The organism is Candidatus Palauibacter sp., from assembly GCF_965222475.1.
Lineage (GTDB): Bacteria > Gemmatimonadota > Gemmatimonadetes > Palauibacterales > Palauibacteraceae > Palauibacter.
The window spans coordinates 474,032-488,499 of record NZ_CBDCUB010000001.1; the positions used below are offsets into that span (position 1 = coordinate 474,032).

Consider the following 14,468-nt stretch of genomic DNA (forward strand, 5'->3'; position numbering starts at 1 on the left):
AGCCAGTAGTAGCAGGGTGTCGAATCTCCGGAGTCCGATGAGGCAAACTCGAGACTCGGAGAGGTCATCATGGCCAACTGCTCTTCCGCTCGCGTTGCCTCGCATGCTGCGCTCGCCTCGCATGCTGCGCTCGCGCCAATCGCGCCCGACTCGACGACGCACGTTCGTGCGGGCGTCGTACGCTCCAGCATACGCTTCGATCACCTCGGAGCGCGTTCCGTGTCGATCGCGTACGAGGCGCAGGGGCCGGCCGGCGCACCGGCAACCGTCGTCCTCGGTGGCATCTCCGCGGGCCGTCACCTCGCGCCCACGGCCTCCGATCCTTCCCCTGGATGGTGGCCCGGCGTGGTGGGAGAGGGCGCAGCACTCGACCCGGCGCGCCATCTGCTCGTCGGCATCGATTACCTCGGCGGGAACTCGGAGGATGGCCTCCTCCGCCCCGTGACAAGCCACGACCAGGCGCGAGCCATCGCGGCCGTGCTCGACGAGCTCGGCATCGCCGCCGCCTCGATCGCGGGCGCCTCATACGGCGGCATGGTCGCGCTGGCCTTCGCCGAACTCTTCCCGGCACGCGTGGCGCGGCTTGTCATCCTCAGCGCCGCCCACCGCACGCACCCCATGGCGACTGCGATCCGCTCGGTTCAACGTTCGGCCGCGGAGCTGGGGGTCGCCACCGGACAGGCGGCCCGGGGCCTCGCGCTGGCCCGCGCCCTCGCGATGACCACCTACCGGAGCACGCGGGAATTCGAGGAGCGGTTCGAGTCCGGCCCGCTCAGCGTCGGCAAGCCGGGGCAGTCGCCGTCGTACTTTCCCGTCGAGCAATACCTGAACGCGCGTGGCGCCGATTTCATCCGGCGGTTCGACACCGAGCGCTTCCTCGCCCTCTCCGAGTCGATCGACCTGCACGCCACCGCAGCCGCATCGCTGCTGCCGCGGACCAGTCTGGTGTCGTTCGACACCGATGTTCTGGTCCCGCCCTGGCTCGTCGATGAGCTGGCCGCGCGTAGCGGCAGGTGTCCGAGACACATCACCGTCCCGTCCATCTTCGGGCACGACGCCTTTCTCAAGGAAGTCGACGCCGTAGCGACTCTCCTCGAGGCGGGCATCCCGGAGGTAGTGCGATGAGCAAGCTGAACCGTCCCCGTCCTTCCACGTCCCCCGTCACCCGCGCCGTGCGGGCGGGGCTCGGCGCCGACTCGACCCATCGGGCCGTCATGCCGCCGATCCATCTCTCCACCAACTTCTTCTTCGACGCTCCGGGCGTGTGCGGGACGTACGACTACACCCGCACGGCCAACCCGACGCGCGACCTCGCGGCCGAAACCATCGCCGAACTCGAGGGAGGGTGCGGTGCCGTGGTGACCTCTTCCGGGATGTCGGCGATCGCCGTGGCGACGCGCCTGCTCTCGGCGGGTGATCTGCTCCTAGCGCCCCGCGACTGCTACGGAGGCAGCTACCGCCTCTTCTCCGCCGAGTCGAACCGTGGCACGTATCGCGTCCGGTTCATCAGCCCGTGGGACCCCGAGTCGCTCGAACTCGCCCGCCAACTCCGGCCCCGGATGATCTGGATCGAGACGCCCAGCAATCCGCACCTGCGCATCACGGACATCGCTGCGTGGGCGGCGGTGGCGCGCGATATCGGCGCCATCTGCGTGGCCGACAACACCTTCCTCTCACCCGTCAACCAGCGTCCGCTGGAGTTCGGCGCCGACCTTGTCGTGCACTCGACGACGAAGTTCCTGAACGGGCACAGCGACGTGGTGGGCGGCACGGTGGTGGCGGCCGATGAAGACCTGCTCGAGGAAATCGCCTGGTGGACCAACGCCATGGGCGTATCGGGGGCTCCGTTCGACTCGTATCTGACGCTCAGGGGCATGCGGACCCTTCACGCGCGCAGCCGCGTACACGAGGCGAACGCGCTCCGCATCGTGGATCTGCTGGACCGCAGCGACATCGTCACCCGGGTCCATCACCCGAGCCTGCCGAATCATCCGGGGCACGATATTGCGCGGCGGCAGCAGACGGGGTGGGGCAGCCTCGTCTCGTTCGAGCTGCGCGGAGCACGGGTGGCAGTGGATGCTTTCGTGGACGGAATCGAGCACTTTGCACTGGCCGAGTCGCTGGGCGGTGTGGAGAGCCTGGTCACGCACCCGTGGACGATGACGCACGCGTCGATGGACGAACCCGCGCGCCTGGCGGCGGGGATAGGCGAGGGACTGCTCCGGTTGTCGGTGGGGATCGAGGCATCCGAGGACCTGGAGGCCGATCTGAACCGGGCTCTCGCGCGCGCGCAGGCGGCCGCCGGGGCAACCCGCGGAGCAGCGGCCCGGACAGCCCGGGAAGCGGCCGCAGCGGTGACGGCCCAATGAAATCCGTGCTGAAGCGCTCGGTTCGCGGTGCCCCCCATGGCTTGCCCGGGGATCCCGTCCATGTGCTCAAGTTCGGCTCTTCGGTCCTGGCTGGCCCGCAGGACTACCCCGGTGTAGCCGAGATGATCGGACGCAAGGTGGCCCGCGGACGCGCGGTCGTCGCGGTGGTCTCCGCCATGGGCGACACCACCGATTCTCTCCTGGCGGCGGCCCGCTCGGTGGCCACGGCATTGCCCGACCGTCTGATGGGTGCGCTGCTTGCGACCGGGGAGGAGGCGTCGGTGGCACTGCTGACCCTGGCGCTCGCGGGTCGGGGCGTGCGTGCCGTGGGATTCAACACGTGGCGCCTGCCCGTACGCACGCAGGGGTCGTTGTGCGATGCCGATCCGGTCGCGGTGGATGCGGCGCAGATCCGCGCGACGCTGGCCAGTCACGACGCGGTCGTGTTTCCCGGCTTCGTGGGAGTGGACCTGACGGGTGTTCCCTCACTTCTGGGACGCGGCGGATCCGACCTGACAGCGCTTTTCCTCGGTGATGCCCTGGGTGCCGCGGAGGTCCGGCTGGTCAAGGACGTGGACGGCATCTTCCCCGTGGATCCACGTTGCCGGGGCCCCGGTCCGCACCTTTCCGATGGTCCGGGTGCGCGCCCCGCGGAAGGCCAGGCCCCCTGCTCCCAGCTGACCTGGGCGCAGGCGCGTACCATCGGCGGGGGAGTGGTGCAGTCGAAGGCCATCGACTTCGCGGAGCGTCGGAAGCTCGACTTCCGGGTCACGGGGCTGACGGGACAGGGGACACGAGTAGGAAGACCAGGCCGATGGGCGGCAGCGCGATGAGCGGCGGCGTGATGAGCGGATCGGACGGATCCCCCACCATACCGGTTGCCGTCCTCGGCGCGACCGGCATCGTTGGCCAGCGGTTGGTGCGGATGCTCGACGGGCACGCTCTCTTCCACCTGGAGGAGGTCGTCGGTTCCGAACGGCGCGCCGGGCGGCACTATGCGGGAGCGACGCCGTGGGCCATCGGCGGCGATCCTCCGCCGGGTGCAGGAGCGCTCCGTCTCCTGGCTCCCGGCGAGCCGCTGAGGAGCCCGTTGGTGCTCTCGGCGCTACCTGCGGCCGTCGCGAAGGAGACCGAGTTGGCCCTCGCCCGCTCCGGGTACGTCGTGTGCACAAACGCTTCGGCACATCGAATGCGAGCCGATACGCCGCTGATCGTCCCGGAAGTCAACGGCGAGGCGATCAGCGCAATTGCGGCGCAGCCATGGTCGCGGGCCGGCGGAGCGCTCGTCGCAAACCCGAACTGCGTCGTCGTGGGGCTGGCGATGGCGCTCGCCCCGATTCAGAGGGCGTTCGGCATCGAATCGGCGACGGTGGTCACCCTGCAAGCGCTCTCGGGGGCGGGGCTCAGCGGCCTCAACGCGGTGGAAGTCGCGGGGAACGTCATCCCGGGCATCCGCGGGGAGGAGGAGAAGATCGGTCCCGAGCTCAACAAGATCCTCGAGGCCGACATCGAAGTGTCCGTGGCGGTGAATCGTGTGCCGGTCCTCGATGGCCACACCGCGCATGTCTTCTGCAAGCTGCGAACGCCGACCACCCATCTGGACGCAGCCCGAGTGCTGCGTGACTTCCGGCCGCGCCTGGAACCGGGTTCGCTGCCGACGCTCCCGGCGCGACCGCTCGCGGTCCGAACCGAGCCCGACCGTCCCCAACCCCGCCTGGACGCGAACGCCGAGGGGGGCATGGCCGTCACCGTCGGGCGGATCCGGGCGGCTTCCCCGCCGCACGACCTCGCGCTGGTGGTGGGCGTCCACAACGGGATACGGGGCGCGGCGGGGGCCTGCCTCGCCAACGCGGAACTGTGCCTGGCCCACCGGGGCGCGGGCTCGCTAATTGTGCGTAACAAGGACGTTGGTGACCGGTAGCTCCACGAGACGCTGGAAGGGAGTACGGCGTCCAATGCGCGTATGCCGCCGCCCATCTGCCGCCGCCCATCTGCCAGCGCCTGGCACCACCCGAGGGAGCAACCTGAGGTACCCGGGGGTTCCTGGGAGTCCCTGTGAAGTGTTAAGCCAATTGAAGATTGAACTTTCAATTGGCTTAAGCCGATGCAGGGGCGCTGACTCCTCCCACGAGTGCTTGAGATCTCGCGCCGTTGCTCAGGCGGGCCGCGGCGAACCATGCCCGTTGTGACGCTGGTGTGAGGTCCTTGCCGGAAGCTCTCTTCCTACTCGTAGATTCGGTGAACAACGATCCTGAAATCCAAAGCTAATGACGTAATTCGCGAGCACGACCAGGTGTTCGGCGGGTCACCCCCCGGCGTCCGCCAGCGCCTCCAGCACCACGCCGGCCAGCTTCGGCAGGTGGGTGCGCATCTGCGATTCGTCGGAGTTGATCTGAATCGAGACGGCCGCGCCGTGGTCGGGGTAGTACGCGACCAGCGAATTGTATCCGGGCCAGAAGCCCCCGTGGCCGTAGGTCAACCCGTGTTCGCTCTCGGCGACGGACACCGCGAGGCCATATCCCAGGTGAGGCTTCGTGCTGTCCGTCGGAAAACCCACTTCGAGCAATTGGGGAAGGTCGTCCCCCTCGATCGCGTCGCCCTCGTACAGCAGCTTCGCCCAGCGCACCATCGCCTGGGGATTGTTCACGAGGCCGCCTCCCGTCCACTCCTGAAGGGGATGGAGGATGAACTGGCCGTCCACGACGACTTCGAGCGGCGTTCCGTAGAGTCGCGAGCTTGCGTGCGCATAGCCCTGGGCCAGTCCCGGCAGGTCGCGCCGGTCGGCCGCAAGCGTGAGATCGAGATCGAGCGGATCCAGGAAGAACTCGTCGAGGAGGTCGTAGTAGGCGCGGCCCGTCGCCTCTTCGATGGCCAGGCCCGCCAGCGTGTAGTGCACGTCGCTGTAGTGGTATCCCCCGCCGGCGGGGAAGAGCGGCTCCGCGTCCAGGACCGTCTCGGCGATGAACTCTTCCGGGGTCATGTAGGCGTCGGGATCGCTGAACACCTCGCCCAGTCGCACGGCGAAGTCGGGGTCCTCGAAGTACGGCTGGATCATGCCGGCCGAGTGGTTCAGGAGGTTGCGCACCGTCAGGTCCGCGTGATTGGGGACCCGGGAGAACCAGTCCTCGTCGCCGAGCCAGGTCGAGACCGGCGCGTCGAGATCCAGATCCCCGTTCATCGCCAGCTGCAGGGCGACTGCGGCGACGTAGGTCTTCCCGATGCTGCCCGAGCCCATGCGCAGCTCCGGGGTCATCGGGATGTCGTCGTCCATGTCCGACTCCCCCGTGGCGAAGCCGAACACGCGCCCGTCCGGGAGGATGAACGCGGCGGTCGCGCCCGGGAAGTTCTCGTCGGTCTCCCGGGCCTGCGCCCAGGCCGCGTCAAGCTCGGCCTGAAAGCTCTCCACGAGTGCCGCGGTGGCTTCCGGAGACAGGGAAGGCTCCGCCTCGGCCGCGCCATCCGAGCCGGAATCCGGCGCTGGCCCGCAGGCCACAGTGAGGCAGATGCCCAGCCAGGCCAGGCGCAGGTCGAAGAGTCGAGCAGTGCATGGAGACATCTTTTCAACGCTCCTGGAGACATTTTTGCAACGCAAACAGGAACAAGATATCAACACGGCCAGGAACAGACATTCGACGAAGCGACGGCGGTGAGGGACCGCTCGCGCCCTCGGCCCGGGGTCCCGGTGTATTGCGCGGGTATCTCCGCAGTGCAGTTTGCGGGCGGAAGCCCGTCATCTTCCCGTTTCCGAGGCAGTACCATGAAAGCAGCCCGAGTTGTTGCGCTCTCAGCGGCCGGTCTCCTCTTCGGCGCCGCTGCCGGCGCCGCCCAGTCCGCGCTCGAGACGGCCCTCTCCCATCTCGAGTACCGGGAGATCGGTCCTGCCCTCATGGGGGGAAGGATCGCCGACATCGCCGTCGTCGAGGCGAAACCGCAGATCTTCTATCTGGGCACGGCCACCGCCGGTGTGTGGAAGACGGAGAACCACGGCACCTCGTGGACCCCTCTCTTCGACGACCAGCCGACGAGTTCGATCGGGGACGTGACTCTGCACCAAGCCAACCCAAACCTCGTATGGGTCGGGACGGGCGAGCCGCAGAACCGCCAGTCCTCCCCGTGGGGGAACGGGGTCTACAAGTCGACGGACGGTGGAAACACGTGGGCCCACAAGGGGCTCGAGGGGACGAAGCACATCGCCCGCATCCTCATCCATCCGCGGAATCCCGATGTCGTCCATGTGGCGGCGGTCGGCGACCTGTGGGGGTCGAACGAGGACCGGGGCGTGTTCCGGACCCGCGACGGCGGGGATTCCTGGGAGAAGGTCCTCTACATCGACCAGCACACGGGCGCGATCGACCTCGCGATGGATCCCGCCGACCCGAACACGATCTTCGCCGCCATGTACCAGCGGCAGCGGACCGGGTGGGGCTTCAACGGCGGCGGGCCCGGCAGCGGCCTCTACCGGACGGTGGACGGGGGCGAGAACTGGACCGAGCTCACCGAGGGTCTGCCGGAGGGGGAGAAGGGCCGCATCGGGATCGACATCTACCGCCACGACGGGAACCTCGTCTACGCGCTCGTCGAGGCCGATCCCCGCGAGCCGGGTCAGGGGTTCCGCGGCGGCGGAGGCGGTCCGCGCCAGGGCGGGATCTTCCGCTCCACGGACCGGGGCGAGACGTGGGAGAAGATGTCGGACACGAACCCGCGTCCCATGTACTACTCCCAGGTCCGCATCGATCCGGGCAACCCCGACCGCATCTACGTCCTCGGGACGCAGCTTTCGATCTCGGACGACGGGGGGCGGACCTTCCGGGACGATGGCTCCGTGCAGATTCACGTGGACCACCACCAGCTGTGGATCGACCCGGCGGACTCCGACCACCTGATCCTGGGCAGCGACGGCGGGGTCACGGCGACATGGGACGGGACCGCGCACTGGCGCATGTTCGACAACATCGCGCTCGGCCAGTTCTACGCGATCGGGCACGACATGCGGACGCCCTACGCGGTGTGCGGGGGACTGCAGGACAACGACGCCTGGTGCGGGCCCTCGGACACGCGCTCGTTCCACGGCATCCGGAACCAGGATTGGTACGAGACGGCCTATGGCGACGGCTTCTTCACGATCGTCGACCCCACCGACTCCACGATCGTGTACTCGGAGTCGCAGGGCGGGAACATGAACCGCTACGACCTGACGACGGGGGAGAAGATCCCCATGCGTCCCATCGTCGGGCCGCGGGCGGACGGCGACACGACGAAGGCGTACCGCTACAACTGGAACTCGCCGCTCCTCCTGTCGCCGCACGATCCCGCCACCGTCTACCTGGGTGCGAACTACCTGCTGCGCTCGCGGGACTACGGGATGTCGTGGGAGGAAGTCGGGGGGCTCGACCTCACGAAGCAGATCGACCGCGAGGAACTCGAGATCATGGGCGTCCCCGGCTCCGAGCCGCAGATGTCGCTCAACGACGGGATCTCGACGTACGGGAACCTGACCTCGGTCGAGGAGTCTCCGCTCGTGCGGGGGCTCATCTACGCGGGGACGGACGACGGGAACCTGCAGGTGTCACGCGATGACGGCGCCACGTGGGAGAACGTGGCCGACCGCCTCCCGGGGCTGCCGGAGCGGACGTACGTGAGCCGCGTGGAGCCGTCGGCGCACGCGGAGGGCCGGGTGTACGCGACCTTCGACGGACACCGCAACGGCGACTACGCACCCTACGCCTACGTGAGCGAGGACTACGGCCAGAGCTGGCGTGCGATCGCGAACGGGCTTCCCGACGGGTGGTCCGTGAACGTGATCGTCGAGCACCAGCGGGCGCCGAACCTCCTCTTCATCGGAAACGAGGTCGGCGTCTTCGTCTCCGTGGACCGCGGCGAGAGCTGGGTGCAGGTCAAGAACAACCTGCCGACGGTGCCGGTCGACGACATCCTCGTACACCCGCGCGAGAACGATCTCATCGTCGGTACGCACGGGCGCAGCGTCTGGATCCTCGCCGACGTGACGCCGCTCGAGCACCTCTCCGGGGGGATGCTGGCCGACGCCGGGCGGGTGTTCGGCGACCATTCGATCATGTGGACGGAGCGCGGGGACTGGCCCTTCTACGGCGCCACGTACAGCGCGCCGAACCCGCCGCGCGGGGCCCGGATCCGCTACTACCTGCGCGACGCCGAGGACGAGGCGATGGCCGAGGACGAAGAGGAGGGCGAGCACGAGGACGGCGATGGCGACGACGACGGCGACGACGACGGCGACGATGACGGTGACGACGACGGTGATGACGATAGCGAGGGCGAGGAGGGTGACGACGAGGACGACGAGCCGTCGTTCGCCCTCACGATCACCGATGCTTCCGGTGCGCACGTGCGGACGCTGGAGGCGCCGCGGGAGCAGGGGATCAACGAGGTGATCTGGGACTGGCGCTACGACGCGCCGTATGAGGCCGAGGACGGCGGCGGTCCGGGCGGTGGCGGCGGCGGCGGGTTCTTCGGCGGCGCGCCGCGGGGGCCGATCGTCCTCCCCGGCACGTACACGGTGAGCATGGAGGCGGGGGGCGAGACGTTCTCGGCCGAGGTCGAGGTCGTCGCGGAGCCGCGGCGGCCCATGAGTGCGGCCGACCGGATGGCGCGGCAGGACGCGCTCATGAGCCTCCACGCGATGGCCGGTCCCATCTACGAGGCCGGGCAGGCGGCGAACGCGCTGGACGAGCAACTCTCCGCGGCGGAGGAGCTGATCGAGGGCGCGGACGAGGCGCCGGAAGGGCTGGAGGAGGAGCTGGACGCGATCGAGGAGGAACTCGAGGAGATCCGCGAGAAGCTCGGGGAAGCCCGGGGGAACGCGGGCGTGGCGAACGCGATCCAGGGCTCCTCGACGGTGCCGACCGACGACCACCTGTGGCAGGTGGACGAGGTCTGGAACGTGATGCCGGAGGTGCTCGACCGGCTCAACGCGCTGATCGAGACGCGGGTGCCGGCGCTGAACGCGCAACTCTACGCCGACGCCGTGCGTCCGCCCGCGGGCGAGCCGGTCGCGATGCCGGAGAGGCCGGGCGCCTGACCCGCGGCGGCGTTAGGTTGCCGACCATGGCGAACAGACAGTTGGTGTCCGGAACGCTGGGGTTGCCCGGGCTCGCGCTTGTGCTTGTCGCGGTGTGGGCCCCGGGGGGCTCCCCGGCGCCGGGCGCGTTCGCGGCGCCGCTCGCGCAGGCGGCGCCCGGAGTCGTCCGCGTCCCGATCACGGGCACGATCGAACTGGGCGTGGCGCCCTTCGTGGCCCGCGCGCTCTCCGAGGCCGCCGCGGCCGGGGCGTCGGCCGTGATCCTCGACCTCGACACGCCCGGCGGCCGGGTCGACGCGGCCTGGAAGATCATCGACGACCTCCGCGACGCCGAGGTGCCGGTCTACGCCTACGTGAACCGGCGTGCGCTCTCGGCCGGCGCGATGATCGCCCTCGCGGCGGACCGGATCTACATGCGGCCGGGCTCCACCCTGGGTGCGGCGACCCCCGTCACCGGCGACGGCGAGAAGGCCTCGGAGAAGATGGTGAGCGCGATGCGGTCGGAGTTCCGGGCGCTCGCCGAGGAGCGCGGGCTCGACCCGCGGATCGCCGAGGCCATGGTCGACGAGAGCGTGGAAGTGCCCGGGGTGAGCGAAGCCGGGAAGCTGCTCACGCTCACGACCGAGGAGGCCACGGCGCTCGGGGTCGCCGACGGCGAGGTGCGGGACCTCCTCGAACTGCTCGAGGTCATCGGACGGCCCGCCGCGGCGGTGCGGGACATCCAGCCCAACTGGGCGGAGGCGATCGTCCGCTTCCTCACCAACCCGGCCGTCGCGCCCATGCTCCTCAGCCTCGGATTCCTGGGCATCCTGATCGAGATCAGGACGCCGAGTTTCGGGATAGCCGGCGCGATCGGGCTCGTCGCGCTGGCCGCGTTCTTCGGCGCGCACCACCTCGTGCACCTCGCGGGACTCGAGGAGATTCTTCTGTTCGGCGCCGGCGTCGTGCTGATCGGGCTCGAGATCCTCGTCATCCCGGGATTCGGGGTCGCCGGGATCCTGGGGACGGGGGCCGTGCTCTCGGCGGCGGTCCTCGGCATGGTGGGCCAGGTGCCGACCTTCGATCAGGTGTTCAACGCGGCGGGGCTCGTCGCGCTCTCCATCATCCTCGTCGGGGTCGCGGGGTGGGCGCTCATTCGCCACCTGCCGCGCAGCAACCGTCTCACGGGGCTCTTCCTGCGCGATTCGACGAGCCGCGAGACGGGCTACATCTCCGCGCCCGAGCGGGAAGATCTCATCGGAAAGCTCGGCGTCGCGACGACGGACCTGCGGCCGGCGGGCGTGGCCCGCGTGGGCGACGAGCGGATCCATGTCGTGACCGAGGGACCGTGGCTCGAGGCCGAAACGGCCGTCCGCGTGCTCGAGGTGGCGAGCGGCCGGGTTCTCGTACGCCGCGCCGGCGAAACCAATACTTTGGAAAACAGGAACGAGGCCTGATATGGAACCACTCGCGGGAAGCGGCATCATCCTCCTCATGGCCATCGCGCTCGGCCTTGTCCTTCTGTCATGGATCATACCGGTCCGGCTCTGGATCACGGCGATGGCGTCGGGCGTGCGCGTCGGGCTCGGGAGTCTGGTGGGGATGCGCCTGAGGAAGGTCCCTCCGCCCCGGATCGTCTATCCCCTCATCAGCTCCTACAAGGCGGGGCTTCCGCTCGACACGAACGAGCTGGAATCGCACTTCCTGGCGGGGGGCGACGTGCAGCGTGTCGTGAACGCGCTCATCTCGGCGGACAAGGCCAACATCGAGCTGCCGTTCCGTCAGGCCGCCGCGATCGACCTCGCGGGCCGGGACGTGCTCGACGCAGTGCAGGTTTCGGTGAATCCCCGGGTCATCCAGACGCCCAAGGTCGCCGCCATGGCGAAGGACGGGATCCAGCTCATCGCGACGGCACGCGTGACGGTGCGGGCGAACATCAACCGCCTCGTCGGCGGGGCGGGGGAGGAGACGATCCTGGCCCGGGTCGGCGAGGGGATCGTGTCCACGATCGGGTCGGCGGTATCCCACAAGGCGGTGCTGGCGGACCCGGACAACATCTCGAAGACCGTGCTCGCCAAGGGGCTCGACTCCGGGACCGCGTTCGAGATCCTCTCGATCGACATCGCGGACGTCGACGTCGGGAAGAACATCGGTGCCGAGTTGCAGACCGACCAGGCCGAGGCCGACAAGCGCATCGCACAGGCGAAGGCGGAGGAACGCCGCGCCATGGCGGTGGCGTCGGAGCAGGAGAACCTCGCGCTGGTCCAACAGATGCAGGCCGACGTCGTGAAGGCGGAAGCGTCAATCCCCCTGGCCATGGCAGAGGCGTTCCGTGAAGGAAACCTCGGGATAATGGATTATATGAAGTACCGTAACATCCAGAGCGATACTCAGATGAGGAAGTCCATCGCGAAGCCGCCGGAAAAGGAGAGCTAAACGCCATGACTGGCGGATCGCGAGTGCGGGAGGGGCCTGATGCCTGATTTCGAGGGCGTACTTCCGCTCATCGCGATCATGATCTTCCTGTGGATACGGGCGATGGGCGCGGCGAGGAAGCGGAGTCGCCAGCGGCAGGAGCAGGCGCTGGCCGAGGCCGATGGAGGATTCGAGGGTGTGCCCGCGAGCCCGGAGGCCGAGGTCGGGGCGGCTCCGGGGGCGAGGCGGCCCGGCCTCCGCGAACAGCTGCGCGACATGGGCCGGCAGTTGGAGCAGCAGATGCAGCAGGCGGCGGAGGAGGGTCGCCCGGGCAGCATGGTCGGACATGTGGAGCCCGGGGAGACGCCGGAGACGCCGGGGATGCTCAGGCCGACTCGATCCGCCCCGCGACCGCCGGCCCCGAAGCCGTCAGCGAGGCCGGCTCGTCCGGTTCGTGCGGCGTCCCGTGGTACGGCTGCCGAACCAGCCCTCGAGGTGGCTCGCTCCCGGGGAGGGGCGCAGCCGCTGGCACGGCTCGAGCGCTACTCCCCGCTCGCGCGCGCCGTGATCCTGTCCGAGATCCTCGGTCCGCCGCCGGGCCTCCCGCGGGAACCGGAGAACTGAGGTAGCGGGCCGAGGCCCGCTACCCCGTTCGGCCCGTCACATGTCGGTCCGTCACATGCTGTGCAGAGCGAACCCGGCTCCCTGAGGGTCGATGCCGTGCAGGATGTACTCCTCGTCGCCCGGGATCTTCATGGGCGGCGTCACGATCGTCCCGCCGAGAGCCTCGATCACCTCTACCGACGCGTGCACGTCCGGCACGTGCATGTAGAGGAACCAGCACGGCGGGGGCATCTCCGGGCTTCGCGTCATCATGCCGCCCAGCGGCCGGCCCTCGCGGCCGTACATCTGGTAGATGCCGTGGCCGCCCATGTCCATCTGCTCCGTCTGCTCCCAGCCGAAGAGTTCCGAGTAGAACGGCCAGGAGATCTCCCAATCCGCGGAGATCAGTTCGTGCCAGGAGCACTCGCCGATCGCGGGCGGGCCGTCATGTCCGGGGGTGATGCCGGAGGGTTCGTACGCCGTGAAGACGGCCCCGCCGGGATCGGCCACGATCGCGAGGCGACCGATGTCGGGGAGTTCCATCCGGTGGTGTATCCGGCCCCCCAGGCGCGCGGCCTGCTCCGCCGTCGCGTCCACGTCCGGCGTCGAGATGTAGGGCAGCCAGTGCGGCGGTACGCCGTTGGCGAGAGCGTTGTCCGGAAGCGTCATCACGCCGCCGATCGGAGTGCCGGCGTTGATCCAGGTGATGTAGGGCGGGCCTTCTCCCTCCCAGCTTCCCGTCTCCCAGCCGACGACCTGCCGGTAGAACTCCTGCGCGCCTTCGAGGTCCGTCGTGAGAAGCTCGTACCAGCAGAAGCGGCCCAGGGGCGTTTCGGACATTGGTTTTCCTCCGATCTTAGAGGGTGAATGGTGGGTACCGCCGGCTCCTACTCGCCCTCGTCGAGGTCGTCCAGGAAGGGCGATTTCCTGGGTTGAGGCTTGTAGTCGTCCCCGAAGGGGGAAGCGCCCGATCCCTTTCTCTGCGTCCGGGTCTCGGGGGTCGCGCTGCCGAATATCGTCTGAAGCTCCTGCTCGCTGAGCTCGAACGGGTCGTCGCCCGCGTACAGCGGCGGACGTACGCGGCAGGGCGGGTTGGGGTTTCCGGGCAGGGGTTCGAACCGCCACTCGGCCCGCGACGAGACGCGGATCTCCCAGCGGTTGCCCCCGCGGTCGGAGAATTTTCGATGACTCACGATGTCTTGCTCCCGGACGACGCCTTCCCTCCCGGCGGCGCCCTCCCGATGGACGAGGATCGAAGGAGAATCGCCGTCCCGCCCAGCGCGATGACGGCGAACGAGAACCATTGGATCGCGTAGGAGAGGTGCGGGCCGGCATCGGTCTCGACCGCCCGGGCGGGCCCGAGGGCGGCATCCGGGGGCGGGTCGTCGGCGCGCAGCACATGGGGGGTGGGGTCGAGCGCCGTCTCCTCGCGGATCAGCGCGAGGTCGAGGCCGGCGATCGCCAGATGGGCCCGGCCGGCGATCTCGACCCGGAGCGGCTGGCCTCCCCGGCCGTCGCGCGAGGAGACGAAGACCCTCGACCCGAGCCGGCGGATCGGCGTCGCCGGCGCCGATGGCGGGTCGGTCCAGGCGGCGGCCAGGTCGGGGCGCAGGCCGTCCGGCGCGGGCAGCCAGCCGCGCAGGACCATCACGACCGGCCCGGACTCGCCGCCGACGAGGAACGGGGTGAGCAGTTCCGCGCCGGCCCGCCCGTCCAGGGTGCGGCTCCGGAGGACCACCTCGGCGGCCCGGTCCCAGCGGCCGATGAGCCGAGCGCGGCGGCCGATGAGGCCGGCCGTGTCGGGGGGCACGTCGCCGGGTCGGGTCCACTCGAGCCGCGGGGCCTCGGCGCGCTCGGCGCGCCCACGCAGCCCGGCGCTCCGCTCGCCGTGCCGGTCGATTTGCCAGAACCCGAGCCGGACGAAGAGCGCGCTCAGCGCGATCGCCACCGCGCACAGCAGGATCTTTCGGCTCAGGCTCAAGGCATCCCCGGGGGTTGGCGCCGCTCCGGCCGCGACCCGCCGCCCTTCGGCGGGTGGTCCGGCG

12 protein-coding genes are annotated in these 14,468 nt (G+C 69.5%); 8 read left to right on the top strand and 4 right to left on the bottom strand.

Features of this window, described 5'->3' with window-relative positions; all coding sequences use genetic code 11:
• The first annotated feature begins 69 nt into the window (after nucleotides 1-69).
• The 4 genes from metX to asd are packed head-to-tail and all read left to right on the top strand — an operon-like array spanning nucleotide 70 to nucleotide 4,290.
• Entirely contained in the window at nucleotides 70-1,125 is a 1,056-nt protein-coding gene (gene metX / locus ACOQPP_RS02110; protein ID WP_420635777.1) for a homoserine O-succinyltransferase MetX, read from the top strand.
• Entirely contained in the window at nucleotides 1,122-2,369 is a 1,248-nt protein-coding gene (gene metB, locus ACOQPP_RS02115; RefSeq protein WP_419165543.1) for a cystathionine gamma-synthase, read from the top strand. Before metX ends, metB begins: the two co-directional genes overlap by 4 nt.
• Complete coding sequence (locus ACOQPP_RS02120) at nucleotides 2,366-3,202, top strand: hypothetical protein (protein WP_419165544.1); 837 nt, start codon at nucleotides 2,366-2,368, stop codon at nucleotides 3,200-3,202. Before metB ends, ACOQPP_RS02120 begins: the two co-directional genes overlap by 4 nt.
• Nucleotides 3,184-4,290, top strand: coding sequence for an aspartate-semialdehyde dehydrogenase (gene asd, locus ACOQPP_RS02125; protein WP_419165545.1), 1,107 nt, complete (start codon nucleotides 3,184-3,186; stop codon nucleotides 4,288-4,290). Before ACOQPP_RS02120 ends, asd begins: the two co-directional genes overlap by 19 nt.
• Nucleotides 4,291-4,674: 384 nt before the next feature.
• Here asd and ACOQPP_RS02130 read toward each other — a convergent pair whose 3' ends face one another.
• Entirely contained in the window at nucleotides 4,675-5,925 is a 1,251-nt protein-coding gene (locus tag ACOQPP_RS02130; protein WP_419165546.1) for a serine hydrolase domain-containing protein, read from the bottom strand.
• A 201-nt stretch (nucleotides 5,926-6,126) separates the two neighbouring features.
• Here ACOQPP_RS02130 and ACOQPP_RS02135 point away from each other — a divergent pair, with 201 nt between their 5' ends.
• The 4 genes from ACOQPP_RS02135 to ACOQPP_RS02150 are packed head-to-tail and all read left to right on the top strand — an operon-like array spanning nucleotide 6,127 to nucleotide 12,444.
• Entirely contained in the window at nucleotides 6,127-9,426 is a 3,300-nt protein-coding gene (locus tag ACOQPP_RS02135) for a VPS10 domain-containing protein (RefSeq protein ID WP_420635778.1), read from the top strand.
• A 26-nt stretch (nucleotides 9,427-9,452) separates the two neighbouring features.
• Entirely contained in the window at nucleotides 9,453-10,862 is a 1,410-nt protein-coding gene (locus tag ACOQPP_RS02140) for an NfeD family protein (RefSeq protein WP_420635779.1), read from the top strand.
• Nucleotide 10,863: 1 nt separating this feature from the next.
• Entirely contained in the window at nucleotides 10,864-11,841 is a 978-nt protein-coding gene (gene floA, locus ACOQPP_RS02145) for a flotillin-like protein FloA (RefSeq protein WP_419165549.1), read from the top strand.
• A 39-nt stretch (nucleotides 11,842-11,880) separates the two neighbouring features.
• Nucleotides 11,881-12,444 carry a hypothetical protein gene (locus tag ACOQPP_RS02150; protein ID WP_419165550.1) on the top strand — a complete coding sequence of 188 codons (564 nt, stop codon included), beginning with the start codon at nucleotides 11,881-11,883 and terminating at the stop codon, nucleotides 12,442-12,444.
• Between the two features lie 51 nt (nucleotides 12,445-12,495).
• Here ACOQPP_RS02150 and ACOQPP_RS02155 read toward each other — a convergent pair whose 3' ends face one another.
• The 3 genes from ACOQPP_RS02155 to ACOQPP_RS02165 are packed head-to-tail and all read right to left on the bottom strand — an operon-like array spanning nucleotide 12,496 to nucleotide 14,404.
• Nucleotides 12,496-13,263 carry a VOC family protein gene (locus tag ACOQPP_RS02155; protein ID WP_420635780.1) on the bottom strand — a complete coding sequence of 256 codons (768 nt, stop codon included), beginning with the start codon at nucleotides 13,261-13,263 and terminating at the stop codon, nucleotides 12,496-12,498.
• A gap of 47 nt (nucleotides 13,264-13,310) precedes the next feature.
• Nucleotides 13,311-13,616: a hypothetical protein gene (locus tag ACOQPP_RS02160; RefSeq protein ID WP_420635781.1), complete on the bottom strand. Its 306-nt coding sequence runs from the start codon at nucleotides 13,614-13,616 to the stop codon at nucleotides 13,311-13,313.
• Nucleotides 13,613-14,404: an SURF1 family protein gene (locus ACOQPP_RS02165; protein WP_420635782.1), complete on the bottom strand. Its 792-nt coding sequence runs from the start codon at nucleotides 14,402-14,404 to the stop codon at nucleotides 13,613-13,615. The genes ACOQPP_RS02160 and ACOQPP_RS02165 overlap by 4 nt, the downstream gene beginning before the upstream one ends.
• Nucleotides 14,405-14,468 lie beyond the last annotated feature (64 nt).

Excerpts from the sequence above, each read along its gene's own strand:
- ACOQPP_RS02135 (WP_420635778.1), top strand. The coding sequence starts at position 6,127 with ATGAAAGCAGCCCGAGTTGTTGCGCTCTCAGCGGCCGGTCTCCTCTTC.
- metB (WP_419165543.1), top strand. The coding sequence starts at position 1,122 with ATGAGCAAGCTGAACCGTCCCCGTCCTTCCACGTCCCCCGTCACCCGC.
- ACOQPP_RS02140 (WP_420635779.1), top strand. The coding sequence starts at position 9,453 with ATGGCGAACAGACAGTTGGTGTCCGGAACGCTGGGGTTGCCCGGGCTC.
- ACOQPP_RS02130 (WP_419165546.1), bottom strand. The coding sequence starts at position 5,925 with ATGTCTCCATGCACTGCTCGACTCTTCGACCTGCGCCTGGCCTGGCTG.
- ACOQPP_RS02150 (WP_419165550.1), top strand. The coding sequence starts at position 11,881 with ATGCCTGATTTCGAGGGCGTACTTCCGCTCATCGCGATCATGATCTTC.
- asd (WP_419165545.1), top strand. The coding sequence starts at position 3,184 with ATGGGCGGCAGCGCGATGAGCGGCGGCGTGATGAGCGGATCGGACGGA.
- ACOQPP_RS02155 (WP_420635780.1), bottom strand. The coding sequence starts at position 13,263 with ATGTCCGAAACGCCCCTGGGCCGCTTCTGCTGGTACGAGCTTCTCACG.
- metX (WP_420635777.1), top strand. The coding sequence starts at position 70 with ATGGCCAACTGCTCTTCCGCTCGCGTTGCCTCGCATGCTGCGCTCGCC.
- floA (WP_419165549.1), top strand. The coding sequence starts at position 10,864 with ATGGAACCACTCGCGGGAAGCGGCATCATCCTCCTCATGGCCATCGCG.
- ACOQPP_RS02120 (WP_419165544.1), top strand. The coding sequence starts at position 2,366 with ATGAAATCCGTGCTGAAGCGCTCGGTTCGCGGTGCCCCCCATGGCTTG.